General features: G+C 55.8%; 20 protein-coding genes. 5 read left to right on the top strand and 15 right to left on the bottom strand.

Going from position 1 to position 26,480, the window contains the following annotated elements; genetic code table 11:
- Positions 1 to 18 precede the first annotated feature (18 nt).
- Both BH712_RS22465 and BH712_RS22460 read right to left on the bottom strand, forming a co-directional pair.
- Positions 19 to 726 (bottom strand): N-acetylmannosamine-6-phosphate 2-epimerase, encoded by a 708-nt coding sequence (locus BH712_RS22465; protein ID WP_006811781.1) that lies wholly within the window; start codon positions 724 to 726, stop codon positions 19 to 21.
- Complete coding sequence (locus BH712_RS22460; protein WP_032674140.1) at positions 726 to 2,285, bottom strand: maltose/glucose-specific PTS transporter subunit IIC; 1,560 nt, start codon at positions 2,283 to 2,285, stop codon at positions 726 to 728. The genes BH712_RS22465 and BH712_RS22460 overlap by 1 nt, the downstream gene beginning before the upstream one ends.
- Positions 2,286 to 2,451: 166 nt before the next feature.
- Here BH712_RS22460 and BH712_RS22455 point away from each other — a divergent pair, with 166 nt between their 5' ends.
- The gene (locus BH712_RS22455; RefSeq protein ID WP_006811783.1) at positions 2,452 to 3,276 is read left to right on the top strand and encodes a MurR/RpiR family transcriptional regulator; all 825 of its coding nucleotides are present in this window, start codon (positions 2,452 to 2,454) and stop codon (positions 3,274 to 3,276) included.
- 52 nt (positions 3,277 to 3,328) lie between these two features.
- Here the strand turns inward: BH712_RS22455 and eno are convergent, their stop codons facing one another.
- The 5 genes from eno to rlmD all read right to left on the bottom strand — a co-directional run bounded on the left by eno (position 3,329) and on the right by rlmD (position 11,010).
- The gene (eno, locus tag BH712_RS22450) at positions 3,329 to 4,627 is read right to left on the bottom strand and encodes a phosphopyruvate hydratase (RefSeq protein ID WP_006811784.1); all 1,299 of its coding nucleotides are present in this window, start codon (positions 4,625 to 4,627) and stop codon (positions 3,329 to 3,331) included.
- A gap of 82 nt (positions 4,628 to 4,709) precedes the next feature.
- A complete protein-coding gene (gene pyrG / locus BH712_RS22445; RefSeq protein ID WP_003862718.1) occupies positions 4,710 to 6,347 on the bottom strand; it encodes a glutamine hydrolyzing CTP synthase in 1,638 nt (545 codons plus the stop codon).
- Positions 6,348 to 6,570: 223 nt separating this feature from the next.
- Positions 6,571 to 7,362 carry a nucleoside triphosphate pyrophosphohydrolase gene (gene mazG, locus BH712_RS22440; protein WP_006811785.1) on the bottom strand — a complete coding sequence of 264 codons (792 nt, stop codon included), beginning with the start codon at positions 7,360 to 7,362 and terminating at the stop codon, positions 6,571 to 6,573.
- A 66-nt stretch (positions 7,363 to 7,428) separates the two neighbouring features.
- Positions 7,429 to 9,660, bottom strand: coding sequence for a GTP diphosphokinase (relA, locus tag BH712_RS22435; RefSeq protein WP_003862722.1), 2,232 nt, complete (start codon positions 9,658 to 9,660; stop codon positions 7,429 to 7,431).
- Positions 9,661 to 9,711: 51 nt separating this feature from the next.
- On the bottom strand, positions 9,712 to 11,010 hold the full coding sequence (rlmD, locus tag BH712_RS22430) for a 23S rRNA (uracil(1939)-C(5))-methyltransferase RlmD (protein ID WP_006811786.1): 1,299 nt from the start codon (positions 11,008 to 11,010) through the stop codon (positions 9,712 to 9,714).
- A 57-nt stretch (positions 11,011 to 11,067) separates the two neighbouring features.
- Here rlmD and barA point away from each other — a divergent pair, with 57 nt between their 5' ends.
- On the top strand, positions 11,068 to 13,827 hold the full coding sequence (gene barA / locus BH712_RS22425; RefSeq protein WP_006811787.1) for a two-component sensor histidine kinase BarA: 2,760 nt from the start codon (positions 11,068 to 11,070) through the stop codon (positions 13,825 to 13,827).
- Between the two features lie 49 nt (positions 13,828 to 13,876).
- On the opposite strand, the gene BH712_RS22420 is transcribed toward barA, so the two are convergent.
- The 8 genes from BH712_RS22420 to syd form a co-directional block, all read right to left on the bottom strand.
- Positions 13,877 to 15,022 (bottom strand): glycerate kinase, encoded by a 1,146-nt coding sequence (locus BH712_RS22420; RefSeq protein ID WP_000706496.1) that lies wholly within the window; start codon positions 15,020 to 15,022, stop codon positions 13,877 to 13,879.
- A gap of 77 nt (positions 15,023 to 15,099) precedes the next feature.
- On the bottom strand, positions 15,100 to 16,437 hold the full coding sequence (gene gudD / locus BH712_RS22415; protein ID WP_006811788.1) for a glucarate dehydratase: 1,338 nt from the start codon (positions 16,435 to 16,437) through the stop codon (positions 15,100 to 15,102).
- 15 nt (positions 16,438 to 16,452) lie between these two features.
- On the bottom strand, positions 16,453 to 17,793 hold the full coding sequence (locus BH712_RS22410) for an enolase C-terminal domain-like protein (protein ID WP_032674141.1): 1,341 nt from the start codon (positions 17,791 to 17,793) through the stop codon (positions 16,453 to 16,455).
- A complete protein-coding gene (gudP, locus tag BH712_RS22405; protein ID WP_006811790.1) occupies positions 17,793 to 19,148 on the bottom strand; it encodes a galactarate/glucarate/glycerate transporter GudP in 1,356 nt (451 codons plus the stop codon). Before gudP ends, BH712_RS22410 begins: the two co-directional genes overlap by 1 nt.
- Positions 19,149 to 19,482: 334 nt before the next feature.
- A complete protein-coding gene (locus tag BH712_RS22395; protein WP_006811792.1) occupies positions 19,483 to 19,932 on the bottom strand; it encodes a flavodoxin in 450 nt (149 codons plus the stop codon).
- A 15-nt stretch (positions 19,933 to 19,947) separates the two neighbouring features.
- Positions 19,948 to 20,733 (bottom strand): tRNA pseudouridine(65) synthase TruC, encoded by a 786-nt coding sequence (gene truC, locus BH712_RS22390; protein WP_006811793.1) that lies wholly within the window; start codon positions 20,731 to 20,733, stop codon positions 19,948 to 19,950.
- The gene (locus tag BH712_RS22385) at positions 20,730 to 21,059 is read right to left on the bottom strand and encodes a YqcC family protein (protein WP_006811794.1); all 330 of its coding nucleotides are present in this window, start codon (positions 21,057 to 21,059) and stop codon (positions 20,730 to 20,732) included. The genes truC and BH712_RS22385 overlap by 4 nt, the downstream gene beginning before the upstream one ends.
- Positions 21,060 to 21,691: 632 nt before the next feature.
- Positions 21,692 to 22,237 (bottom strand): SecY-interacting protein, encoded by a 546-nt coding sequence (gene syd, locus BH712_RS22380; protein ID WP_006811795.1) that lies wholly within the window; start codon positions 22,235 to 22,237, stop codon positions 21,692 to 21,694.
- 69 nt (positions 22,238 to 22,306) lie between these two features.
- Here syd and queF point away from each other — a divergent pair, with 69 nt between their 5' ends.
- The 3 genes from queF (at position 22,307) to BH712_RS22365 (ending at position 26,424) form a co-directional block, all read left to right on the top strand.
- Complete coding sequence (gene queF, locus BH712_RS22375; RefSeq protein WP_006811796.1) at positions 22,307 to 23,149, top strand: NADPH-dependent 7-cyano-7-deazaguanine reductase QueF; 843 nt, start codon at positions 22,307 to 22,309, stop codon at positions 23,147 to 23,149.
- A 116-nt stretch (positions 23,150 to 23,265) separates the two neighbouring features.
- The gene (gene ppnN / locus BH712_RS22370; protein WP_006811797.1) at positions 23,266 to 24,630 is read left to right on the top strand and encodes a nucleotide 5'-monophosphate nucleosidase PpnN; all 1,365 of its coding nucleotides are present in this window, start codon (positions 23,266 to 23,268) and stop codon (positions 24,628 to 24,630) included.
- A 504-nt stretch (positions 24,631 to 25,134) separates the two neighbouring features.
- Positions 25,135 to 26,424: an HAAAP family serine/threonine permease gene (locus BH712_RS22365; protein ID WP_032674027.1), complete on the top strand. Its 1,290-nt coding sequence runs from the start codon at positions 25,135 to 25,137 to the stop codon at positions 26,422 to 26,424.
- Positions 26,425 to 26,480: the final 56 nt, after the last annotated feature.

Here is a 26,480-nt window from a genome sequence, read left to right as displayed (position 1 = left end):
CAGATCCCCGTCAGATGATCATGCTCCATCGGTGCTTTGCGCGCCAATTGCCGCCATAAACCGTTGCGTAATTTGCTGCGGTCGGGTGATCGCCCCGCCGACAACAACCGTATGCGCCCCCAGCGCCAGACACCTTGCCGCGCGTTCAGGCGTATCCACGTTGCCTTCGGCAATCACGGGGATCGTGACGGCGGACAGCACCTCTTTCAAAAACGCGCAGTCATTTTCCGGTAACGAATGGCCCGCGGTCTCCGCTGTATAACCGTAAAGCGTGGTTCCGACGCAATCAAACCCCAGCGCCTGTGCGGTCACGGCCTCCTGCACGGTGGCAATATCCGCCATCAGCAGTAGCGAAGGGTAACGGGCGCGGATCTGCGCGATCAGTGTTGCCAGCGATCCGCCGCCGGGACGTTTTCGGGCGGTCGCATCCAGCGCAACGATGTCCGGGGCGACCGCCATCAGCTCATCCACTTCTTTAAGCGTCGCGGTGATAAACACCTCGCTATCCGGGTAGTCCCGTTTGATGATGCCGATTACCGGCAGTGAGACCTGCCCTTTGATGGCCTCGATATCCACCACGCTATTGGCGCGGATCGCGGCGGCACCGCCCTGGGCCGCCGCCAGCGCCATTCGCGACATAATAAACGGGCTGTGCAGCGGTTCGTTTTCCAGCGCCTGGCAGGAGACAACCAGTTTTCCTTTCAGGTTATCCAGTACAGTTTTCATTACGATAAGATCTCTTCCACTTCGTTTTTGATAATGGTGACGTGCGGGCCATAGATGACCTGGACACCGTTGCCGCGGACGATAACGCCGCGCGCACCGGTCGCTTTCAGTGCAGATTCATTGACTTTGCTACCGTCTTTCACCGTGACGCGAAGGCGCGTGGCGCAGCAGTCAACGTCATCCAGATTGTCTTTTCCTCCCAGCCCGGCGATCACCGCCGCGGCGCGCTCGCTTTGCGCCAGGGTAGCCTCGTCAGCCACCGCCTCCTTTTCACGGCCCGGCGTGGCAAAATCAAAACGTTTAATCAGATAGCGGAAAGTACAGTAGTAAAGGAAGAACCACGGTACGCCCACCAGCGGGACGAACATCCAGTGAGTTTTCGCCTCCCCCTGCAAAATGCCGAACAGCACGAAATCAATAAACCCGCCGGAGAAGGTTTGTCCGATGGTGATGTTCAGAATGTGCGCGAGCATGAACGCCAGCCCGTCAAACAGCGCATGAATGACGTACAGCACCGGGGCAATAAACAGGAATGAGAACTCGACAGGCTCAGTAATGCCGGTCAGGAAAGAGGTTAACGCCGCAGAAAGCAGCAGCCCGGCGACGCGCTTCTTGTTCTCCGGCCTGGCCGTGTGGTACATCGCAAGGCAGGCGCCCAGCAGGCCAAACATCATCGTAATAAAGCGCCCGGACATGAAGCGTGACGTGCCCTCATAGAAATGCTGCGTGTTCGGGTCGGCGAGCTGGGCGAAGAAGATCCGCTGCGTGCCCTCAACCAGGTGACCGTTGACAATTTCACTGCCGCCAAGCGCGGTGGTCCAGAACGGAAGATAGAAGATGTGGTGCAGACCAAACGGGCCAAGCATGCGCAGGATGAAGCCGTACAGCAACGTACCCAGATAGCCTGTGGCATCCACCAGCCCGCCCAGGCCAAAAATCAGCTTCTGAAAATGCGGCCAGACTACGGTCATCAGCGCGCCGACAAGTATCGCCGCCAGCGAGCTGATAATGGGAACAAAGCGTGAACCGCCAAAGAAGCCCAGGAATTGTGGCAGCGCAATTTTATTAAACCGATGATGCAGTGCGCAGGTCACCAGCCCAATAACGACTCCACCAAACACGCCCGTTTCAAGCGTCTGAATACCCAGCGTCATGCCCTGCCCGACAGCGCCCGGGTTCTCATGCGCCAGCTTTCCGGTCAGGATCAGTAGCGCATTGATAGTGGCATTCATCACCAGATAAGCGAGTAACGCCGCCAGCCCTGCCGTGCCTTTATCATTTTTTGCCAGCCCAACGGCGACCCCAACGGCAAACAGTACCGACAGGTTTGCAAACACAATCGAGCCTGCACTGCTCATGATGGTAAAGATGGCCTGTAACCAGCCAACATTTAAAAATGGATACGCGGTAAGCGTATTCGGATTCGATAGTGCCCCGCCGATCCCCAGCAACAGACCTGCTGCGGGCAGTATGGCGATGGGTAACATAAAGGATTTGCCAAAGCGCTGGGCTTTTTCAAACCATCCGCCGGAAGACGCTCCGCTGAACATTTGCATCATTTTTTTATCCCCCTGGTTGTTGATGAAAATTTTTATCACAAATAATTTTATTTGTGAAAATTATCACCAATAACCAGGACGCCGATCATACTTTTTCGAAATGACTGGCATCTCTCCCCCGCTTTCCGCCACACTAGCTGGCAGAGAAACGCATTAAGGATCTAGCATGTCGGACCATGAAAACCTGCTGCTGAAGCTACGCCAGGAGGCTTCCGGGTACAGCCCAACGCAACAAAAACTGGGGGAGTTTGTCCTCAACGATCCTGGCAGGGTGCTCTACCTGACGATCACCGAGCTGGCGCGTGAAAGCCACACCAGCGAGGCCAGCGTCACACGCCTTTGCCGCACGCTGGGCTGTAAGGGATATAACGAATTTAAAATGGCGCTTGCGCTGGATATTCAGCAGGGTTTGCCAGAGCGTCAGGCAGGAGATGCGATAGATAACGTGGTGGATGAGTCTGTCCAGGCGCTGCAAGATACCGCTAAACTCCTCGACCGCGCCCAGCTTGAACAGGCGACACTGGCCCTGCATCAGGCGCAGTCAGTGCAAATTTACGGGGTGGCGGCCAGCGCGATTCTGGGGGAGTATTTGCATTACAAGCTGCTGCGACTCGGCAAACCTGCACAGCTATTTAGCGATATGCATCGTGCCGCCATGAATGCGACGACGCTCTCGAAAGAGACGCTGGTCGTGGCTATCTCAAGCTCTGGCTCGACACGGGATCTGCTTCACGTGGTGAAACTCGCCCGCAAGCGCGGCGTTAAGGTACTGGCGCTCAGCAATACGCCACGCAGCCCGCTGGCCTCCCTGAGCGATTTACAGCTGGTTGCAGCCAAGCCCGAGGGACCGCTGAGCGCGGGTGCGCTCAATGCCAAGGTTGGCGTGATGCTGCTGGTTGAACTGCTAACCACTTCCCTTATTGCAATAGACAGCCATTACGGTGACGTCAGCCAGCAAACGGCAAGCGCCACGCTGCCGCTTCTGCTTTAGAAAATAAAAAACCCGCCGAAGCGGGTTTTTTCATCAGAACGAAGGTTCAGGCTTATGCCTGGCCTTTGATCTCTTTACGACCATTGTATGGTGCTTTTTCACCCAGCGCTTCTTCGATACGAATCAGCTGGTTGTATTTAGCAACACGGTCAGAACGGCTCATAGAACCGGTTTTGATCTGGCCAGCAGCAGTACCCACCGCCAGGTCAGCGATGGTAGCGTCTTCAGTTTCGCCAGAACGGTGAGAGATAACAGCGGTGTAGCCAGCGTCTTTCGCCATTTTGATCGCAGCCAGCGTTTCGGTCAGAGAACCGATCTGGTTGAATTTGATCAGGATGGAGTTAACGATGCCTTTCTCGATGCCTTCTTTCAGGATCTTGGTGTTGGTTACGAACAGATCGTCACCAACCAGCTGGATTTTGTCGCCCAGTACTTTGGTCTGGTATGCGAAACCATCCCAGTCAGACTCGTCCAGACCGTCTTCGATAGAAACGATTGGGTACTGTTTGGTCAGGTCTTCCAGGAAGTGGGTGAACTCTTCAGAGGTGAACGCTTTGTTGCCTTCGCCAGCCAGAACGTATTTACCGTCTTTGTAGAATTCAGATGCTGCACAGTCCATCGCCAGGGTGATGTCTTTGCCCAGCTCGTAGCCTGCTGCTTTAACCGCTTCAGCGATAACAGCCAGTGCTTCTGCGTTAGAACCCAGGTTTGGCGCGTAGCCACCTTCGTCACCAACAGCGGTGTTCATACCTTTAGCTTTCAGAACTTTAGCCAGGTTGTGGAACACTTCAGAACCCATACGAACCGCTTCTTTCAGGGTTTTCGCGCCAACTGGCTGAATCATGAATTCCTGAATATCAACGTTGTTGTCTGCGTGCTCACCACCGTTGATGATGTTCATCATTGGTACAGGCATGGAGTATTTGCCTGGGGTGCCGTTCAGTTCAGCGATGTGCTCGAACAGTGGCATACCTTTAGCAGCCGCTGCTGCTTTGGCGTTCGCCAGGGAAACCGCCAGGATTGCGTTCGCACCGAAGTTAGATTTGTTTTCAGTACCGTCCAGATCGATCATGATCTTGTCGATGCCAGCCTGATCTTTAGCATCTTTGCCAACGATAGCCTGAGCAATAGGACCGTTCACAGCGCCAACCGCTTTCAGTACGCCTTTGCCCATGAAACGGGATTTGTCGCCATCACGCAGTTCCAGCGCTTCGCGGGAACCCGTAGAAGCACCTGATGGAGCCGCTGCCATACCGACGAAACCACCTTCCAGATGAACTTCAGCTTCAACGGTCGGGTTACCACGGGAGTCGATGATTTCACGACCGATGACTTTAACGATTTTGGACATTAGATTTTCCTCAGTACAAGTTAAACTAAAACTCCAGACAAACAACGCGTACCAAAGGTACGCGTTGCCGTTCTAACTTTTTTTACTTCGCCTGACGCTTCTGGTACTCGCTGGCGGCTTTCACGAAGCCTGCAAACAGCGGATGTCCGTCACGCGGCGTTGAAGTAAATTCCGGGTGGAATTGGCAGGCCACGAACCACGGATGGTTAGGCACTTCGATGATCTCGACTAACTGATCATCCCCAGAACGGCCCGCAACACGCAGACCCGCAGCTTCAATTTGTTTCAACAACATGTTGTTGACTTCATAGCGGTGACGATGGCGCTCGGTAATGACCGGCTCGCCGTACAGCTTGCGAACCACGCTATCGTCGGACAGCTGGCAGGCCTGTGCGCCAAGACGCATGGTGCCACCCAGATCGCTCTTCTCGGTACGGACTTCGACGTTACCGTCTTCGTCGCGCCATTCCGTAATCAGCGCCACGACAGGGTACTTACAGTCTGGCACAAATTCCGTAGAGTTCGCGTTTTCCATTCCCGCTACGTTGCGCGCAAATTCAATCAGCGCAACCTGCATACCCAGGCAGATGCCGAGGTATGGAATATTGTTTTCACGCGCATAGCGTGCAGTGGCGATCTTGCCTTCAACACCACGGTAGCCGAAGCCGCCAGGAATGAGAATCGCATCCAGATCTTTGAGAATTTCGACGCCGCGCGTTTCAACATCCTGCGAATCAATCAGCTTGATGTTGACGGAGACGCGATTCTTCAGACCACCGTGTTTCAGCGCTTCGATAACTGACTTATAGGCATCCGGCAGTTCGATGTACTTGCCGACCATACCGATAGTCACCTCGCCGCCCGGATTGGCTTCTTCGTAGATCACCTGTTCCCATTCAGACAGGTTAGCTTCCGGACAGTTCAAGCTGAATCGTTTACAAATATAATCGTCCAGACCCTGTGATTTCAACAGGCCCGGGATTTTATAAATGGAATCGACATCTTTCATTGAAATAACGGCTTTTTCAGGCACGTTACAGAACAATGCAATTTTCGCACGTTCGTTCGCCGGAATGGCGCGATCGGAACGGCAAACCAGGATGTCTGGCTGAATACCGATAGAGAGCAGCTCTTTAACAGAGTGCTGAGTCGGTTTGGTTTTCACTTCACCCGCGGCTGCCATGTAAGGCACCAGCGTCAGGTGCATGAACAGCGCGTGCTCACGACCAATATCTACCGCCAGCTGACGAATCGCTTCGAGGAACGGCAGGGATTCGATATCCCCTACGGTACCGCCGATTTCAACCAGCACAACGTCATGCCCTTCGCCACCGGCAAGGACACGCTCTTTGATAGCGTTAGTGATGTGTGGGATAACCTGCACGGTCGCGCCCAGATAGTCACCGCGGCGCTCTTTACGCAGAACGTCAGAGTAGATGCGGCCAGTCGTAAAGTTGTTACGACGGGTCATTTTGGTACGAATGAAACGCTCGTAGTGGCCAAGATCCAGATCGGTTTCAGCGCCGTCTTCAGTAACGAACACTTCCCCGTGTTGGGTTGGGCTCATGGTGCCAGGATCGACGTTGATGTACGGATCCAGTTTCATCATGGTCACATTGAGGCCACGGGCTTCAAGAATGGCTGCGAGGGAGGCTGCGGCAATGCCTTTACCCAGAGAGGATACGACCCCGCCGGTCACAAAAATATAGTTCGTTGTCATGCTGAACCTGAGAAGTTAGGGTGAAACGATGGAATAACCAGGACGGGAAAGTAGTATACCCGAACACGACGAGCGCCACAAACTTTCATTCTCCGTCTCCTTCCCAGGCCATGACAAACATAAGGAGTGAGAAAATAGCCCCTTTTGGGTAAATGTTTTTGACGCAAATCAAGCGCTTGTCATTTAAAAAATCACACAAATTGCGCTTGATCGCAAAATTTCGTTAGAGATCATGTTCCTGGCGTTTTACTTCCTGCCAGACTTCTTCCATCGCGTCGAGGTCAATCCCGCTCATTTCCAGGCCGCGCGAGGCCACAATCCGCTCCACTTCACGGAAGCGACGTTCGAATTTGATGTTCGCTTTTTGCAGAGCGGTTTCCGCTTTTACACCGAGGTGGCGCGAAAGGTTGACGGTCGCAAAGAGCAGATCGCCCATCTCCTCTTCCAGTTTTGCTTCATCCACAACGGCCTGCTGCGCTTCATGCATCACTTCGTCGATCTCTTCGTGCACTTTTTCCAGCACCGGACCGAGAGAGGTCCAGTCAAACCCTACCGCCGAGCAGCGCTTTTGAATTTTGTGGGCACGCATCAGCGCGGGAAGGTTAAGGGGGATATCGTCCAGCGCCGAGTGCTGGGATTTTTCAGCGCGCTCGGCGCTTTTGATCTGCTCCCAGCGTGCCAGCACTTCCGCACTGTTGCCTGCGCTGGCATCGCCAAAGATATGCGGATGACGACGCTCCAGCTTGTCGCTGATAGCGGCGCAGATATCGTCAAAATTAAAGCGCCCCTCTTCCTGCGCCATCTGGGCGTAGAACACCACCTGGAACAGCAGGTCGCCCAATTCACCGCGCAGGTCGTCGAAATCTTCGCGCGAAATCGCGTCCAGCACTTCGTAGGTCTCTTCAAGGGTGTAAGGCGCGATGGTGGCGAAAGTCTGCTCTTTGTCCCACGGGCAGCCGTTTTCCGGGTCGCGCAGGCGTTTCATGATGCCGAGCAGGCGCTCGATTTGAGTCATAGTTCTGTCCTGATGTCAAAATGCCGGGTGGCGGCATTGCCTTACCCGGCCTAAAGAAGAGGATGTTTAGCCGCCGTGCAGACGACGCGCGTCAATCACATCCGGCACCTGGTTCAGTTTGCCGAGTACGCGGCCCAGCACCTGAAGGTTATAGATTTCGATAGTCATATCGATGGTGGCAAGCTGCTCCCGGGTATCGCTGCGGCTGGCAACGCCCAGCACGTTGACCTTCTCGTTAGCGAGAATCGTGGTGATGTCGCGCAGCAGGCCGCTGCGGTCGTTGGCAGTGACGCGCACCACCAGCGAGTAACCCGCCGAGTAGCTCTCCCCCCAGACGGCTTCCACGATACGTTCCGGCGCATGCGATTGCAGCTCTGCAAGCTGATCACAGTCGGAGCGGTGAATCGAGATCCCGCGCCCCTGGGTAATAAAGCCGACAATATCGTCCCCCGGGATCGGCTGGCAGCAGCGGGCAATATGGTGCATGAGGTTACCCACCCCTTCGACCACCACGCGGCCATTGTCCTTGCTGCGCTGCTGCGGAGCGTAGGTTTTCTGCTGTAGCTGCTTCAGCGCTGCCGCATCCTGCTCTGCCGCGCTTGGCTTATTAAACTGCGCTTGCAGGAAATTCACCATCTGATTCAGACGGATATCGCCACCGCCAATCGCCGCCAGCAGTTCGTCCAGCTCGTTGAAGTTGTAGCGCGGCAGCAGGAATTTCTCCGCCTCTTTCAGGCTAATCCCGATATGCTCCAGCTCGTCGTCAAGGATCTGGCGACCGGCAAGGATATTCTTGTCACGATCCTGCTTACGGAACCAGGCGTGAATTTTTGAGCGCCCACGGCTGGTGGTGACGTAACCGAGGTTCGGATTCAGCCAGTCGCGGCTTGGGTTTGGCTGCTTCTGGGTGATGATTTCAATCTGGTCGCCCATCTGTAGCTGGTAGGTAAACGGTACGATACGTCCGCCAATCTTCGCCCCGATGCAACGGTGTCCCACATCGCTGTGGATGTGGTAAGCGAAATCGAGCGGCGTGGAGCCTGCCGGCAGATCAACCACATCCCCTTTCGGGGTAAAGACGTAGACGCGATCGTCAAAGACCTGACTGCGCACTTCGTCGAGCATTTCGCCAGAGTCAGCCATCTCTTCCTGCCACGCAATCAGCTTACGCAGCCAGGCGATACGATCCTCGTGACCCGAGCGACCGCCGCCGGAGGTCCCCTCTTTATATTTCCAGTGCGCCGCCACGCCCAGCTCGGCGTCTTCGTGCATCTGTTTGGTACGGATCTGAATTTCCACCGTTTTGCCGCCAGGGCCGAGCACCACGGTATGAATAGACTGATAGCCATTCGGCTTCGGGTTCGCGACGTAGTCATCGAACTCATCCGGCAGATGGCGGAAGTGAGTATGTACTATCCCCAGCGCGGCGTAGCAGTCCTGGAGACGCTCCGCCACGATACGCACGGCGCGCACGTCAAACAGCTCGTCAAAGGCGAGATGTTTCTTCTGCATTTTGCGCCAGATGCTGTAGATGTGCTTCGGACGCCCGTAAACCTCAGCGCGCACATTCTCCTCTTTCATCGACTGGCGCAGCCCGCTGACGAATTCCTCGATATAGTGCTCACGGTCAATGCGGCGTTCGTGCAGCAGTTTTGCGATGCGTTTGTATTCCGCCGGATGCAGGTAGCGGAAGCAGTAATCTTCCAGCTCCCACTTCAGTTGCCCGATACCGAGACGGTTCGCCAGCGGCGCATAGATATTCGTACACTCTTTGGCGGCCAGGACGCGCTCGTCTTCCGGCGCATCCTTCACTTCGCGCAGATGGGCAACCCGTTCGGCCAGCTTGATAACCACGCAGCGGAAATCATCCACCATCGCCAGCAGCATACGACGGACGTTATCCACCTGCTCGGAAGAGACAGAATCCGTTTGCGCGGCTTTGAGCTGTCGGATGGCGGCCATGTCACGCACGCCGTGGATGAGCGCCACAACGGACTGGCCGACGCTTTCACGCAGCACGTCTTCCGTCACCACGTCGGCGTCCGCCAGCGGGAACAACAGTGCGGCCTGTAGCGTTTCGATGTCCATGTTCAGCATGGAGAGAATTTCAACCATCTCCACGCCGCGCCACAACAGCAGTTCCGCATCCGGATGCCCCTGCGTTGTGCGTAAACAATAGGCCCAGGTTTCGGTTAAGCGTTCACACGACTGCTGGCTGGAAATCCCCAGACTTGCGATCCATTTTTGAGGGTCAAACTCACCAGCTTTATTTAAATGTGCACTTCTTACCGCAACCATCGTCCTCTCCTTTAGGGACAAGGGCCTGTCGAAGTCGACAAGCCAAACTCATTAGATGTGCTCGAACAACACCATCGATTCCAGATGTCCAGTGTGCGGGAACATGTCCAGCATTGCCAGACGCCGAATCTGGTAACCCCCGCTCAATAATGCTTCGCTGTCACGGGCGAGCGTCGCCGGGTTACAGGAAACATAGACCACGCGTTCAGGCGCGAGTTTAATTATATGCTGCATCACGCCCGGCGCACCTGCGCGCGCCGGATCGAGCAGGATCTTATCAAAGCCCTGCTTAGCCCACGGTTGCTGCGTAACATCATCCTCAAGATTCTGATGAAAGAATGTCACATTTTGCAAGCCGTTCTGCCGGGCGTTCTCCTGGCCTTTCGCCACCAGCGCCTCAACGCCTTCCACCCCGACCACGCTTGCTGCTTTACGGGCCAGCGGCAGGGTAAAGTTCCCCATACCGCAGAACAGATCGAGCACCCGATCGACAGGCTGTACGTCCAGCCACGCCAGCGCGTTCGCCACCATTTGCTGGTTCACGCCGTCGTTAACCTGGATAAAATCCCGCGGGCTGAACGTTAAGCGTAGCCCGTCTGACGCATACCAGGGCGCTTCTCCGGTGACCTGCTCAAGTATCTCGCTTTGCGGCGCGAGGAAAAGCGCCAGCTCATGAGAATGCGAAAAGCGTTCCAGTTTTTCGCGATCTGCCTTTGACAGCGGCGCGGTGTGGCGCAGCACCATCAGCGGGCCACTGTTGGCCTGCACCAGTTCGACATGGCCCAGCGAACGCACCCCATCCAGCGATGCAAGACAGTGGTGCACGTCCGGGAGTAACGCCTCAAGATGGGGCACCAAAACAGGGCACTGCGTAATGGAGACGATATCGCTGGCGCCAGCTTTGCGAAAACCCATCTCCAGCCGCTCGGTTTTTGGCTGGTAGCTGAGGCTCAGGCGAGCGCGGCGACGGTAGCCCCAGGGCCGATCGGCAATAATGTCATTAACGTCGTGACCGACCAGGCGGGCCAGCGCGCTGCTTTTACTTTTTTGCTGTAATTCTGTGCTGGCATGCTGTTGCTGACAGCCCCCACAGACGCCAAAATGGGGACAGCGAGGCGTCACGCGCTCCGGGCTATCATTAAGACGGCGCTTGACCTGGCCGCGCGCATACTGACGTTTGTCTTCCGTCAGCGTAATATCTGCACGTTCTCCTGGCAGCAAACCTGTGATAAACAGTGTCTTACCCTTGTGACGCGCCACCCCCTGTCCAAAGGGATCGAGGTCAGTGGCTTCAACAGTTATGATCTGACGCGTCGTCACGCGTCGTTTTGCAGAGTAGAATTGCGCCATCGCCGAGATTGTTCTCAAATAAACATAATTAGCCTGATTGTCCCATAACGGAACTCCATGACCAACTACAGCCTGCGCGCGCGCATGATGATTTTGATCCTCGCTCCTACCGTTCTCATCGGTTTGCTGCTGAGCATTTTCTTTGTGGTGCATCGCTATAACGATTTGCAGAGACAGCTTGAAGATGCCGGGGCCAGCATAATCGAACCGCTGGCCGTCTCCAGCGAGTACGGCATGAACCTGCAAAACCGTGAATCCATTGGTCAGTTAATCAGCGTGCTGCACCGCCGTCATTCTGAGATCGTGCGCGCCATTTCCGTTTACGATGAGCATAACCGCCTGTTCGTTACCTCCAATTTCCATCTGGATCCCACGTCGCTGAAAATTCCGGAAGGTACCCCCTTCCCGCGCCATCTGACGGTGCTGCGGCGCGGCGATATCATGATCCTGCGCACGCCGATTATCTCCGAAAGCTATTCACCCGATGAATCCGCCCAGTCTGATGCGAAGTCCAGCAATAATATGCTGGGATATGTGGCACTGGAGCTGGATCTCAAGTCGGTGCGGCTCCAGCAGTACAAAGAAATTTTCATCTCCGGCGTGATGATGCTGTTCTGTATCGGCATCGCGCTGATCTTCGGCTGGCGTCTGATGCGCGACGTCACGGGGCCTATCCGCAACATGGTGAATACCGTTGACCGGATCCGCCGGGGTCAGCTCGACAGCCGTGTGGAAGGCTTTATGCTCGGCGAGCTGGATATGCTGAAAAACGGCATCAACTCAATGGCGATGTCGCTGGCGGCTTATCACGAAGAGATGCAGCACAACGTTGATCAGGCCACCTCTGACCTGCGCGAAACGCTGGAACAGATGGAGATCCAGAACGTGGAGCTGGATCTGGCGAAAAAACGTGCGCAGGAGGCGGCACGTATTAAGTCTGAGTTCCTGGCGAACATGTCTCACGAGCTGCGAACGCCGCTGAACGGCGTGATTGGCTTTACCCGCCTGACGCTTAAAAGCGAGCTGAACCCGACCCAGCGTGACCACCTGCATACCATTGAACGATCGGCCAACAACCTGTTGACCATTATTAACGACGTACTGGACTTCTCGAAGCTGGAAGCGGGCAAGCTGATTCTGGAGAGTATCCCCTTCCCGCTGCGCAGCACGCTGGATGACGTGGTCACGCTTCTTGCCCACTCATCGCATGATAAGGGTCTGGAACTGACGCTCAATATTAAAAATGATGTGCCGGATAACGTCATTGGCGACCCGCTACGCCTGCAACAGGTCATTACCAATCTGGTGGGTAACGCCATTAAGTTCACCGAAAGCGGCAACATTGACATTCTGGTCGAAAAAAGGTCGCTAAGTAATAACAAAGTCCAGATTGAAGTGCAGATCCGGGATACCGGCATTGGTATTCCGGAGCGCGATCAGACGCGTCTGTTCCAGGCTTTCCGCCAGGCCGATGCGAGCATTTCCCGTCGTCACGGCGGAACGGGCCTGGGGCTGGTGATCACCCAAAAGCTGGTGAAAGAGATGGGCGGCGATATCTCCTTCCACAGCCAGCCTAACCGAGGCTCAACCTTCTGGTTCCATATCAATCTTGATCTTAACCCGAACGTGCAGACCGACGGTCCGGTCACCGGCTGCCTGAAAGGGATGCGTCTGGCCTATGTGGAACCGAACGCTGCTGCGGCACAGTGTACGCTGGATGTATTAAGCAGTACGCCGCTGGAGGTCGTCTACAGCCCGACCTTCTCCGCGCTGGCGAACGACCATTACGATATCCTGTTGTTGGGTATTCCGGTGACGTTTACCGGAGAACTGACCATGCAGCAGGAACGCCTGGCAAAAGCGGCCTCAATGACGGACTACCTGCTGCTGGCGCTGCCGTGCCACGCCCAAATCAACGCCGAAGAGCTGAAAAACGACGGGGCGGCGGCGTGTCTGCTGAAACCGCTCACCGCCACACGGCTGTTACCTGCGTTGACCGAATATTGCCGTCTGACGCATCAGTCCCTGCCGCTGGAGAACGACGAACATAAGCTGCCGATGACGGTGATGGCCGTGGACGATAACCCGGCGAACCTGAAGCTGATTGGCGTGCTGCTTGAGGATCAGGTTCAACACGTGGAGCTGTGTACCAGCGGTGCCGAAGCCGTCGAGCAAGCCAAACAGATGCAGTTCGACCTGATCCTGATGGATATTCAGATGCCGGGGATGGATGGCATCCGCGCCTGTGAATTGATTCGTCAGCTTCCGCACCAGCAGCAGACGCCGGTGATTGCCGTGACGGCGCACGCGATGGCGGGACAAAAAGAGAAACTGCTGGGTGCGGGCATGAACGATTATCTGGCGAAACCGATCGACGAAGAGAAGCTGCACAGCCTGCTGCTGCGCTACAAGCCGGGTCACATTGGCGGGACATACACCATTACAGCTGAAGCGCCGGAAATTAGCGTAAACCAGAATGCCACGTTTGACTGGCAACTGGCGCTGCGGCAGGCGGCGGGCAAACCCGATCTGGCCCGCGATATGCTGCAAATGCTGGTGGACTTCCTGCCTGAGATTCGTAACAAGGTTGAAGAACAGCTGGTGGGTGAAAACCCTGAAGGACTGCTGGAAGCCATTCATAAACTGCACGGCAGCTGCGGCTACAGCGGCGTACCGCGGCTGAAAAACCTCTGCCAGCTGCTTGAACAGCAGCTCCGTGCGGGTACGCCAGAATCCGATCTCGAACCGGAGTTCCTGGAGCTACTGGACGAGATGGACAACGTGACGCGGGAAGCAATGAAGGTGCTGGGGAGCTAAGACAAAGCCCGGTGGCGCTTCGCTTACCGGGCCTACAGGAGCACGAACGTTAACGGGACATCCCCTGCCCCATCTTTATCACCGCCGCAATATTCCTTGCAGCCATCTGCACATTCTGTTGCGCATTTTCCAGCGCATCTTCCAGCGAGCAGATGGTGTAAATCACACTGAATACGGCATCCAGTCCGTGCTCATGCACCACGCCAACATCCGCCGTCAGGCTGCCGGCAATGCCGATAACCGGTTTGTTATAGCGTTTCGCGACTCTCGCTACGCCAACGGGCACCTTGCCGTGGATCGTCTGGCTGTCAATACGCCCTTCGCCCGTGATCACCAGATCGGCGTCTGCGACCTGTTCATCGAGATGCAGGGCATCGGTGACAATTTCAATTCCCTGACGGAGCTGTGCGCCGCAAAATGCATACAGCGCCGCCCCCATGCCGCCAGCCGCACCGCCGCCCGCCAGGTTTAAGACGTTAATATCCAGATCCCGGGCGATAATTTTTGCATAATGCGCAAGCGCGTCGTCCAGCGTTCTGACCATCTCCGGCGTCGCCCCTTTCTGCGGACCGAATACCGCAGAAGCGCCAGTCTCACCGATCAGGGGATTGGTCACATCGCAGGCCACTTCAATTCGACAGTCTGCCAGTCGCTTATCCAGCCCGCTAAGATCGATATGCGCAAGACCTGCTAGTTCGCCGCCGCCCGGCCCAACGGGCTGCGCTTTCGCATCAAGCAGTTTTACGCCCAGCGCCTGCACCATGCCTGCGCCACCGTCATTGGTCGCGCTGCCTCCAATACCAATAATGATATGCTTAACGCCTGCATCCAGCGCATGACGGATGAGTTCTCCGGTCCCCCACGAGGTGGTGATTAACGGATTACGCTTTGCGGGAGCAACAAGCTCCAGACCGCTCGCTGCCGCCATCTCGATAAAGGCGCTTTTCCCGTCTCCGGATAACCCGAAAAACCCTTCCACGCGTTCACCCAAAGGCCCGGTAACGGGAACATGGACAAGACGCCCATGCGTGGCGGCTACCATTGCTTCCACCGTCCCTTCGCCACCATCGGCAACCGGTAATTTAACATAGTCCGCTGACGGGAAAATGTCGCGAAAACCGACCTCTATCGCTGTCGCTACCTCCAGCGCGCTCAAGCTTTCCTTATACGAGTCCGGAGCGATAACAATTTTCATAAGCCATCCTTACGCATGTTAGTTACGTTAAGCATACACCACGTAAGGGACCACTCGTGGGAGCGGTCCCAATGCGCTTATCGTACCATGCACGGACGTTTATTGTCGAATGTCCACTCTGGGATCAGGTATTGCATCGCCAGGGCGTCATCACGCGCACCCAGACCGTGTTTCTGATACAGCTCGTGCGCTTTCATGACCTGATCCATATCCAGCTCAACACCCAGACCCGGCGTGGCAGGCACCTGCACCATGCCGCCTTTGATTTCAAACGGCTGTTTGGTCAGGCGCTGGTTGCCCTCCTGCCAGATCCAGTGGGTGTCGATGGCGGTAATGTTGCCCGGCGCAGCAGCCGCCACATGGGTGAACATCGCCAGCGAGATATCGAAGTGGTTATTGGAGTGCGAGCCCCAGGTCAGGCCAAACTCATGACACATCTGCGCCACGCGAACCGAGCCTTGCATCGTCCAGAAGTGCGGGTCTGCCAGCGGGATATCCACCGATTGCAGCGAGAGCGTATGCCCCATCTGACGCCAGTCGGTCGCGATCATGTTCGTGGCGGTCGGCAGACCGGTGGCGCGACGGAACTCCGCCATCACTTCCCGGCCGGAGAAGCCCTGCTCTGCACCGCACGGATCTTCCGCGTAGGCCAGCACGCCTTTAAGCTGCTTACCGATTTTGATCGCCTCATCAAGCGACCAGGCACCGTTCGGATCCAGCGTGACGCGCGCCTGCGGGAAGCGCTTCGCCAGCGCGGCGATCGCCTCTGCCTCTTCTTCACCCGCCAGCACACCGCCTTTCAGCTTGAAGTCATTAAAGCCATATTTTTCATACGCGGCTTCCGCCAGGCGCACCACCGCGTCCGGGGTCATCGCTTCATCGTGACGCACACGATACCAGTCGCATTTTTCGTCCGGCTGGCTCTGGTACGGCAGCGGGGTGAGTTTGCGGTTGCCGATAAAGAACAGGTAGCCGAGCATTTCCACTTCGCTGCGCTGTTGACCGTCTCCCAGCAGGGAGGCGACATTGACGCCCAGATGCTGGCCTAACAGATCCAGCATCGCGGCTTCAATGCCCGTGACCACGTGGATAGTGGTGCGCAGATCAAACGTTTGCAGGCCACGACCGCCCGCATCACGATCGGCAAAGGTAGTACGCACGCTTGTCAGCACATTTTTGTACTCGCCCAGCGTTTTACCCACCACCAGCGGAATGGCGTCCTCCAGCGTTTTACGGATCTTCTCCCCACCCGGGATTTCACCGACACCGGTATGCCCTGAGTTGTCCTTGATCACCACGATATTACGGGTGAAGAACGGCGCATGGGCGCCGCTCAGGTTCATCAGCATGCTGTCATGCCCCGCGACAGGAATGATCTGCATGGAGGTGACTACAGGGGTAGAAAATGTGCTCATCGTTCGATCCTTTTATCAGTGACGTCCAAATACAGGGCGCTTACGGTCAAATGTCCAGCCGGGGATAAGGTACTGCATCGGGCCTGCGTCGTTGCGCGCGCCGCCCGGCAGTTTTTTATACGCTTCATGCGCCTTGTGGATCTGATCCCAGTCAAGCTCCACGCCCAGCCCCGGCGCATCCGGTACGGCAATTTTGCCGTTTTTGATTTCAAGTGGATTTTTGGTCAGGCGCGCTTCGCCTTCCTGCCAGATCCAGTGCGTATCGATGGCGGTCGGGTTGCCCGGCGCCGCTGCGCCAACGTGGGTAAACATCGCCAGCGAAATGTCAAAATGGTTATTGGAGTGGCAGCCCCAGGTCAGGCCAAACTCATCGCACAGCTGCGCCACGCGCACCGCGCCGGAAAGGGTCCAGAAGTGCGGGTCCGCCAGCGGAATGTCCACCGCATTCAGCATTACCGCATGGCCCATTTCACGCCAGTTGGTGGCGATCATGTTGGTTGCGACCGGCAGCCCGGTGGCGCGGCGGAACTCCGCCATCACCTCCCGGCCCGAGAAGCCCTGCTCTGCGCCGCACGGATCTTCCGCGTAGGTCAGCACATCGCCCAGCCCTTTGCACAGCGTGATAGCTTCATCCAGCAGCCATGCGCCGTTCGGATCGACGGTGATGCGCGCCTCCGGGAAGCGTTTTTTCAACGCGCGCACGCTGTCAATCTCCTGCTCGCCTGGCAGAACGCCGCCTTTCAGCTTGAAGTCTTTAAAGCCGTAGCGATCCTGCGCCGCCTCTGCCAGACGCACCACCGCCTCGCCAGAGAGCGCCTCCTGATGACGCAGGTGATACCACTCATGGCTGCCCGGTGAACGTTCCAGATACGGCAGATCGGTTTTAGTCCGGTCGCCAACATAGAACAGATAGCCCAGCACCGTTACCGCATCACGCTGTTTGCCCGGCCCCAGCAGTTCGCAGACCGGCACGTTCAGCGCCTTGCCGAGTAAATCGAGGAGAGCCGCCTCCAGCGCTGCCACCGCGTTAACGCGCAGTTCAAAGGTCCAGGCGCCTTTTCCGAAGGTATCAAAATCCGCCGACTGGTTGCCCTTATGTACTCGCTGAACCACTTTGTTCAGGCGGGCCACTTCCTGCCCAACCACCTGCGGGATGGCGTCGACCAGCGTCTGGTAAATCACCTCTCCGCCAGGCGCTTCCCCGACGCCTGTATTCCCTGCGCTGTCGGTCAGTACCACGATGTTGCGGGTAAACCAGGCATTATGCGCGCCACCAATGTTGAGCAGCATGCTATCCTGCCCCGCAACCGGGATGACCTTCATCTCCGTCACGATCGGGCTTGATTGCGTCGTCATCATCCGCGCTCCACAACAGGTTTCAGTTCGATACGTTTGATGTCACCCACCAGCACCAGGTAACTGAGTACCGCCACCAGCGCATGGACGCCTACATAAATCAGCGCACCATTGAAGGAGCCGGTGGTGCCGACGATGTAACCGATAGCGATTGGCGTGACAATGCCGGAAATGTTGCCAAACATGTTGAACAGACCGCCGCTCAGACCGCTGATCTCTTTCGGCGCGGTATCCGCCATGACTGCCCAGCCCAGCGCGCCAATGCCTTTACCGAAGAAGGCCATCGCCATGAAACCGATAATCATCCACTCCGCGTTGACGTAGTTACAGAACACCATGGTCATGGAGAGCAGCATGCCGAGCACGATTGGCGTTTTACGCGCGATATTCAGCGAACCGGTACGACGCATCAGCCAGTCGGAGATGACCCCGCCAAGCACCCCGCCCACGAAGCCGCAGATGGCCGGCACGGAGGCGACAAACCCCGCCTTCAGAATCGACATCCCACGCGCCTGCACTAGGTAAACCGGGAACCAGGTGATGAAGAAGTAGGTTAAGGCGTTGATGCAGTACTGGCCGAGATAGATACCGATCATCATCCGTGTGCCAACGAGCTGTTTGATCTGCGCCCATTTCTGGCTGAACGGGACTTTTACTTTCTGGGTTTTCTGATCCATGTTGATCAGCGCCCCACCTTCAGCAATGTAGTCCAGCTCTTTCTTGTTCACGCCCGGATGCTGGTTTGGTTCGTGGATCACTTTCAGCCAGATGAAGCTGATGACGATCCCCAGCCCACCCATGAAGAAGAAGACGTGTGACCAGCCCACTTCGTGCGTCAGCCAGCCCATGATGGGTGCGAAAATCACCGTCGCAAAGTACTGCGCCGAGTTAAAGATCGCGACCGCCGTTCCCCTCTCCTGCGCCGGGAACCAGGCGGCCACAATGCGGCTGTTGCCAGGGAAGGATGGCGCTTCCGCTAAGCCCACCAGGAAGCGGAGGGTAAAGAGAGCAATGATGATGCCGAAGCCGCTGAAGATATCCACGAAGCCCTGTAAGAGGGTAAACATCGACCAGATAAAAATGGACCAGAAATAGACCCGTTTTGAACCAAAGCGGTCCAGCAGCCAGCCGCCAGGGATTTGGCCGATTACGTAGGCCCATGAAAATGCGGAGAAAACATAACCCATACCCACCGGGTCAAGTCCGATGTCCTTTGCCATCTCAGAGCCGGCAATGGACAACGTGGCGCGGTCGCCGTAGTTGAAAGAGGTGACGATAAACAGCATCACCACTATCCAGTAGCGAGCGTTGGTGCGCTTCTCAGCGCTGCTCGCCGCGTGGCTTAATGTACTCATTGTGGCACTCCTGAAACATAGCTTTCGCCTGGTTCATTCTGTACAGCACCTGTAGGGTAATCAGAATGAGAGATTTGTGTTTGGTTTTGGTACGGCCAGAAGCCGTTTTATAGTGACGGGAAAAGTATATGAAGGAGTGACAGGTTCTCTCACCGTGCAGGAACACAACATTGAAGGGTGTGGGGAACGTGGTTTGGGGCATAAGCCCAAAGTGGTGGAAGATACTTCACGGAATTGAGGATTTAGTGCGGTTTCGATGCCGGGTGGCGGCTTCGCCTTACCCGGCCTGAAAGACCCGTAGGCCCGCGCAAGCGAAGCGCCGCCGGGCAGAATGTTATTTGAGAAGTGTGGCCCAGTTCTCCACCCACGGGTTCGACTCGCTTTCTGGCTCCGGGTGCTCGCCCGCATCAATCAGCAACATCTCCCCGACGCGCTGGGCGCTCTGCTCCTGCAACAGCGCGTCGAACTGCTTACCGCCGCCGCAGAAGTTAGCGTAAGAGCTATCACCGAGGGCAATGATGCCGTAGTGAACATCTGGCTGATAGCCAAGCTGGTCTTTAATGCCCTGGAAAAGCGGGGCAATGCTGTCCGGAAGATCGCCCTGCCCGGTGGTGGAGGTCACCACCAGAATGTATTTATCTTTATATTTTTCCCAGTCTGCCAGCTCCGGGTCTTCATACACCGTTGCTTTATGGCCCTGATTTACGAGGATTGCTTCCGCCTCCTCCGCCACCAGCAGCGAGTTGCCGTACATCGTGCCGACAAAAATGCCTACTTCAGCCATGCTTTGCTCCCGTCATTATTGCGTTTGCTGTTCATCCTGAACGTTGCCTGCGGCAAACTCAACCCTTTCATTTTCGGGGAGTTGTCCCAGCCAGCCAAACTGTGACAGCGCCTGCATCCAGACCTCATCCAGCCCCGCGCGGATCATCAGCGGTTCGCCGGTAAACGGGTGCGTCAGGGTCAGCTCGCTGGCGTGCAGCATCAGCCGGTTGCAGCCAAAATGCGCTGCCGCGCTGCGGTTCTGGCGCAAATCGCCATGCTTACTGTCGCCGATAATCGGGTGGCGCAGGTGCGCAAGGTGACGGCGAAGCTGGTGCTTGCGTCCGGTTTTGGGCAAAAGCTCAACCAGACTGTATCGCGTGGTCGGGAATTTGCTGGTCGCCACCGGCAGTTCTGTGGTCGCCATACCGCGATAGTCGGTTACCGCAGGCTGCGGGCCTTTATCTTCGCGGGCAAATTTATCGGCAATTTTATCCAGCTCCTCCACCAGGGGATAATCAAGCGTGGCGGCGTCTGTCAGCCATCCACGCACAATGGCGTGATAGCGTTTCTGGATCTGGTGCTGTTCAAACTGCTGCGCCAGCAGGCGCCCGGCCTCACTGGAAAGCCCCATCAGCAGAACGCCGGAGGTGGGCCGATCCAGACGGTGGGCGGTAAAGACGTGCTGACCGATTTGATCGCGCACGGTCTGCATGACCACCACTTTCTCATCGCGATCGAGCCAGCTTCGGTGCACCAGCCAGCCGGACGGTTTATTCACCGCCACTAACCACTCATCCTGATAAAGGATCTCAAGCGTCATGCATCGTCACCGGCGAAAAGCGCATCCAGCTTTTCCAGCTCCACCAGCATCATCGCGCGCGCCGGATGGGTCGCTTCCAGCGCCATTTCGTAATAGGGAGAGACGGCAAAAGACGCGGGCAACGCGTGGCCACCTTCCAGCAGCGCGTGCATACGCGGAATTAAGACCCACTGGAGCCACTCGAACGGGGCCAGCGTATCCAGACAAAACGGTTGGGTGCTGGCGAACGCTTCTGGCTGCGGCGCGTTATCCTGCCACAGCTGATGCTGGCGCATAAGGGCTTCGATGGCGTGCAACTGCGCACGAACGCTATCGTGATGCGACATATATACCTCAACTGAAAAACGGAATGGCGCGAAGCATAGCATTGCGGAAGACAGAAATAAAAAAAGGGAGCACTGTAAAAACAGTGCTCCCGGTTCGTTTCGCAGCATTCCAGCTACAATACGTGCTCCCTGCTCATCCGTGACAACTTTTCCTGATGCCCGAAGGCCCGGTCATCCCTTTACCTTTTGCATCCTGCTCACATCATCCTGATGTGTAGGTTTCATCCTGAAACGTCCTGGCCATCCTGACCCACCGACCATCCTGACCGGCTCTCGTTCTCCTTCCTGGAGGTGTCCCTTACGCATCCTGCGTGATCCTCTTTGCCTCATCCTGAAGCCTTCCTGCGGCGTCGTCCTGACGTGTTCCTGGTAAGAAACGTCATCATCCTGATGTTCGTTTCTCGTGTCGGCATCCTGTCGACACAGATAGAATCCGCTATTCTGCCTCGTCTTACAACCCACCTTGTGAGCAATGTAAGCCAGGCGAAACGGGAGATCTTCTTTCAGAAAAACACTAACCCATTGAAAGAGAAGTTAATATTAATCTGAAATTCCTAAGACAATGCTAATTGTTTCAGTGATGTCTCACAGAGCGTGTAAGAGATCTCTCACACGCTCTGTAGCATAATGGATTACAGAAGCGGCTCAAGTTGGGTAAGGAAATCCGCAAGTGAAGGTGCGAGAACGTCGCGATTGCGGGTGCCGAGCGTCTCTTTAATGACCTCACCAGACAGGTTGCAGACAGAAATGACGTCCAGTTCACTGTCGAGCGTCGCAATAAAGAGAGTCGGAGAGAGCTTAAGGCGTTTTTGCGTGACCAGGTGACCAATGAGGTTTTCCTGAACGCGTTGAAGATCGTCTTCGCTCCAGGTTTGCAGCAGCGTCAGCGGCTGTCGTGCAAAACATGCCGTCATATCCCCGGCAAACTGCGTGGTATAAAATGCATGAAGCGCAGGTTGTACCACAATGTCCATTGCGCGTTCAACCGCATTTACATTCTGCTCGCCCGTGAACGGTTTCGGTTGCCAGATTACGTAATCATCCTGCGAAGCGATAATGCACGGTGACGGCACGCCATATAAATCAGTACTTTGTGGCCACGTCCCCCGCTTTTCATGCCAGGCATCGCAGTAGCGGGTCGTGAAGGACGTCAGGGCATTTGCAGTTTCGATATCCACCGATTTCTCTCTTCTTGTAAGACAGGATAAACTCAGCCCATAAGTGTACCTGTAAAGTGGCTATGAAACATGTCTTACGAAAATCATCAGGCGTTAACGGGCTTAACGCTGGGTAAATCGACCGATTACCGCGACACCTACGATGCAAGCCTGTTGCAGGGCGTGCCGCGCAGTCTGAACCGCGATCCGCTCGGCCTGCACGCTGACGCGCTGCCGTTTGTCGGCGGCGACATCTGGACGCTGTACGAACTCTCCTGGCTGAATGCGCGCGGTCTGCCGCAGGTGGCCGTGGGCCACGTCGAGCTGGATTACGCCAGCGTAAATCTGGTCGAATCCAAGAGCTTTAAGCTCTATCTCAACAGCTTTAACCAGACCAAATTTAACAGCTGGGACGAGGTACAACAGACGCTTGAGCGTGATTTAAGCGCGTGCGCGCAGGGGAACGTGACCGTCTCGTTATACCGTCTGCATGAGCTGGAAGGACAGCCCATCGCCCATTTCCACGGCACCTGCATCGACGATCAGGACATCGAAGTGGAGAGCTATGAATTTAGCACTGACTGCCTGGAAAACGCGGCGGGCGGAAAAGTGGTCGACGAGACGCTGGTCAGCCATCTGCTGAAATCCAACTGCCTTATCACTCATCAGCCGGACTGGGGCTCGGTGCAAATTCAGTATCGCGGCCCAAAAATTGACCGTGAAAAGCTGCTGCGTTACCTGGTGTCTTTCCGTCATCACAACGAATTCCACGAGCAGTGCGTGGAACGCATCTTCAATGACATCCAGCGTTTCTGCCAGCCCGAAAAGCTGAGCGTTTACGCCCGCTATACCCGTCGCGGCGGCCTGGACATTAACCCGTGGCGCACCAATACCGATTTTGTGCCTGCCACCGGACGGCTGGTGCGCCAGTAAGATAAATATTTTCACAATATGCGGGCGGTATTCCGCCCGAAGTGTTGTGAAACGTCATAAGCCAGGGCTATTGTAATCAACAGGGAAAGACGATAATCGTCCCGTAAGGAGCTCACTTGATTACACATATTAGCCCGCTTGGCTCTATGGATATGTTGTCGCAGCTGGAAGTGGACATGCTTAAACGCACTGCCAGTAGTGACCTTTATCAACTGTTTCGTAACTGTTCACTTGCCGTACTGAACTCCGGAAGCCTGACCGACAACAGTAAAGAGCTGCTGTCCCGCTTCGAAAGTTTTGATATCAACGTGCTGCGCCGCGAGCGCGGGGTGAAGCTGGAAGTGATCAACCCGCCGGAAGAGGCGTTTGTCGACGGGCGTATTATCCGCTCACTTCAGGCCAACCTGTTTGCCGTGCTGCGCGACATCCTGTTCGTTAACGGGCAGATCAGCAACGCCGGTCGTTTTCAACATCTTGACCTGGAAAGTTCCGTTCATATCACCAACCTGGTCTTCTCCATTCTGCGTAACGCCCGCGCCCTGCACGTGGGCGAAGCGCCGAACATGGTCGTCTGCTGGGGTGGTCACTCCATTAACGAAACCGAATACCTGTATGCCCGCCGCGTGGGGACGCAGCTTGGCCTGCGCGAACTGAATATCTGTACCGGTTGCGGTCCTGGCGCGATGGAAGCGCCAATGAAAGGCGCGGCAGTAGGACACGCGCAGCAACGCTATAAAGAAGGCCGTTTTATTGGCATGACCGAGCCGTCGATCATCGCCGCTGAGCCGCCTAACCCGCTGGTTAACGAACTGATTATTATGCCGGATATCGAAAAACGTCTTGAGGCGTTTGTCCGTATCGCGCACGGCATCATCATCTTCCCGGGCGGCGTGGGGACGGCGGAAGAGCTGCTTTATCTGCTGGGGATCCTGATGAACCCGGCCAACAAAGATCAGGTTCTGCCGTTGATCCTGACCGGCCCGAAAGAGAGCGCCGACTACTTCCGCGTGCTGGACGAGTTTATCGTGCATACGCTGGGCGAAGACGCGCGCCGTCACTACCGCATTATCATTGACGATGCCGCAGAAGTGGCCCGTCAGATGAAAAAAGCGATGCCGCTGGTGAAAGAGAACCGTCGTGATACCGGGGATGCCTACAGCTTTAACTGGTCCATCCGTATCGCACCGGACCTCCAGATCCCCTTCGAACCGTCGCATGAGAACATGGCGAACCTCAAACTCTATCCGGATCAGCCGGTAGAAGTGCTGGCAGCCGACCTGCGTCGCGCCTTCTCTGGCATCGTGGCGGGGAACGTGAAAGAGGTAGGGATCCGTGCAATTGAGGAGTTCGGGCCGTATAAGATCCACGGTGACCCGGAGATGATGCGCCGCATGGATGACATGTTGCAGGGCTTTGTCGCCCAGCACCGCATGAAGCTTCCTGGCTCTGCCTATATTCCGTGTTACGAAATCATCAAGTAACGGGTCCTTTCCCTCCTCCCAGGCCGGATCGTTATCCGGCTTTTTTATTCGTGATGCAATTCATAGCGTTCTTCAATGGTATTAACAAATCTGACGCCAGCGCAAACGATTACCTCGTTTTTGAAACCATAAATAATCAGCCTTAATCGAAATTACCCGCCAGAAAATCCTAAAATCCCATTTCTTTACAGCGAAAGACACCTATCTCGCGGGGCCACCTTTTCTAAAACATGTCGTTAATGGTAGCCTTCGCGCCCGTAAATTCTCTTTGATGTTTTTTTAACAGATAAATGGTCTAAAGATACCCACATCATAAGTGGATTATTGCATTTGGGATCGCGATCACTGATAGATTCATAACTAGAATGTATCTTTCCGCCCGCCAATAGTTACGGGCAAAAATTATTAAAAAACCGTCACTGAACGAATTTCATATTACCGTCAGGCACTTTTTCATCGGATTTGACTAAAAACCTGACAATTTGCTTCCTCCAGGAGATACAGATGGAAACCACTCAAACCAGCACCGTTGCTTCGATTGAATCCCGAAGCGGTTGGCGCAAAACGGATACCATGTGGATGCTTGGCCTGTACGGCACAGCAATCGGCGCTGGTGTACTGTTCCTTCCTATCAACGCAGGTGTCGGCGGTCTGATCCCGCTGATCATCATGGCCATCATCGCCTTCCCGATGACCTTCTTTGCACACCGCGGTCTGACCCGCTTCGTGCTGTCCGGTAAAAATCCGGGCGAAGACATCACTGAAGTCGTTGAAGAACACTTCGGCGTCGGCGCAGGTAAGCTGATTACCCTGCTCTACTTCTTCGCGATTTACCCGATTCTGCTGGTTTATAGCGTCGCTATCACTAACACCGTTGAAAGCTTCATGATGCACCAGCTTCAGATGACCCCGCCGCCGCGTGCGATTCTGTCTCTGATCCTGATCGTCGGTATGATGACCATCGTGCGCTTCGGCGAGCAGATGATTGTGAAAGCGATGAGCGTGCTGGTGTTCCCGTTTGTGGCGGCTCTGATGGTGCTGGCTCTGTACCTGATCCCACAGTGGAACGGCGCAGCGCTGGAAACCCTGTCTCTGAGCAGCGCATCCGCGACCGGCAACGGCCTGCTGCTGACCCTGTGGCTGGCGATCCCGGTAATGGTGTTCTCCTTCAACCACTCGCCAATCATCTCTTCCTTCGCGGTGGCGAAGCGTGAAGAGTACGGCAATGGCGCAGAGAAGAAGTGCTCCAGCATCCTGGCTCGCGCGCACATCATGATGGTCCTGACCGTAATGTTCTTCGTGTTCAGCTGCGTGCTGAGCCTCTCCCCGGCGGATCTGGCGGCGGCGAAAGAGCAGAACATCTCGATTCTGTCTTACCTGGCCAACCACTTTAACGCACCGCTGATTGCGTGGATGGCACCGATCATCGCGATTATCGCTATCACCAAATCCTTCCTGGGCCACTACCTGGGCGCGCGTGAAGGCTTCAACGGTATGGTGATTAAATCTCTGCGCGGTAAAGGCAAGAGCATTGAAATCAATCGTCTGAACAAAATCACTGCGCTGTTCATGCTGGTGACCACCTGGGCGGTAGCGACTCTGAACCCAAGCATTCTGGGTATGATTGAAACCCTGGGCGGCCCGATTATCGCGATGATCCTGTTCCTGATGCCGATGTACGCGATTCAGAAAGTGCCTGCGATGCGTAAATACAGTGGCCATGTCAGCAACGTGTTTGTTGTTGTGATGGGTCTGATTGCCATCTCCGCTATTTTCTACTCGCTGTTCAGCTAATACCTCCTGCGCCGTCTGCGGACGGCGCACTTCTCCCCTCTGACTGAAGCAATGGA

Origin of the sequence: Enterobacter hormaechei ATCC 49162, from assembly GCF_001875655.1 — a bacterium.
Classification (GTDB): domain Bacteria; phylum Pseudomonadota; class Gammaproteobacteria; order Enterobacterales; family Enterobacteriaceae; genus Enterobacter; species Enterobacter hormaechei.
Note: the sequence above shows the minus strand (reverse complement) of the source record. Positions and strands in the feature narration are given on the sequence as shown.

What these genes read in the sequence shown, in the direction of transcription:
- BH712_RS22420 (WP_000706496.1), bottom strand. Translation starts at nt 15,022, where the DNA reads ATGAAAATTGTTATCGCTCCGGACTCGTATAAGGAAAGCTTGAGCGCG.
- truC (WP_006811793.1), bottom strand. Translation starts at nt 20,733, where the DNA reads ATGACGCTTGAGATCCTTTATCAGGATGAGTGGTTAGTGGCGGTGAAT.
- eno (WP_006811784.1), bottom strand. Translation starts at nt 4,627, where the DNA reads ATGTCCAAAATCGTTAAAGTCATCGGTCGTGAAATCATCGACTCCCGT.
- gudP (WP_006811790.1), bottom strand. Translation starts at nt 19,148, where the DNA reads ATGAGTACATTAAGCCACGCGGCGAGCAGCGCTGAGAAGCGCACCAAC.
- BH712_RS22395 (WP_006811792.1), bottom strand. Translation starts at nt 19,932, where the DNA reads ATGGCTGAAGTAGGCATTTTTGTCGGCACGATGTACGGCAACTCGCTG.
- queF (WP_006811796.1), top strand. Translation starts at nt 22,307, where the DNA reads ATGTCTTACGAAAATCATCAGGCGTTAACGGGCTTAACGCTGGGTAAA.
- relA (WP_003862722.1), bottom strand. Translation starts at nt 9,660, where the DNA reads ATGGTTGCGGTAAGAAGTGCACATTTAAATAAAGCTGGTGAGTTTGAC.
- BH712_RS22460 (WP_032674140.1), bottom strand. Translation starts at nt 2,285, where the DNA reads ATGATGCAAATGTTCAGCGGAGCGTCTTCCGGCGGATGGTTTGAAAAA.
- gudD (WP_006811788.1), bottom strand. Translation starts at nt 16,437, where the DNA reads ATGAGCACATTTTCTACCCCTGTAGTCACCTCCATGCAGATCATTCCT.
- BH712_RS22410 (WP_032674141.1), bottom strand. Translation starts at nt 17,793, where the DNA reads ATGACGACGCAATCAAGCCCGATCGTGACGGAGATGAAGGTCATCCCG.
- barA (WP_006811787.1), top strand. Translation starts at nt 11,068, where the DNA reads ATGACCAACTACAGCCTGCGCGCGCGCATGATGATTTTGATCCTCGCT.
- BH712_RS22455 (WP_006811783.1), top strand. Translation starts at nt 2,452, where the DNA reads ATGTCGGACCATGAAAACCTGCTGCTGAAGCTACGCCAGGAGGCTTCC.
- BH712_RS22365 (WP_032674027.1), top strand. Translation starts at nt 25,135, where the DNA reads ATGGAAACCACTCAAACCAGCACCGTTGCTTCGATTGAATCCCGAAGC.
- BH712_RS22385 (WP_006811794.1), bottom strand. Translation starts at nt 21,059, where the DNA reads ATGTCGCATCACGATAGCGTTCGTGCGCAGTTGCACGCCATCGAAGCC.
- pyrG (WP_003862718.1), bottom strand. Translation starts at nt 6,347, where the DNA reads ATGACAACGAACTATATTTTTGTGACCGGCGGGGTCGTATCCTCTCTG.
- rlmD (WP_006811786.1), bottom strand. Translation starts at nt 11,010, where the DNA reads ATGGCGCAATTCTACTCTGCAAAACGACGCGTGACGACGCGTCAGATC.
- mazG (WP_006811785.1), bottom strand. Translation starts at nt 7,362, where the DNA reads ATGACTCAAATCGAGCGCCTGCTCGGCATCATGAAACGCCTGCGCGAC.
- BH712_RS22465 (WP_006811781.1), bottom strand. Translation starts at nt 726, where the DNA reads ATGAAAACTGTACTGGATAACCTGAAAGGAAAACTGGTTGTCTCCTGC.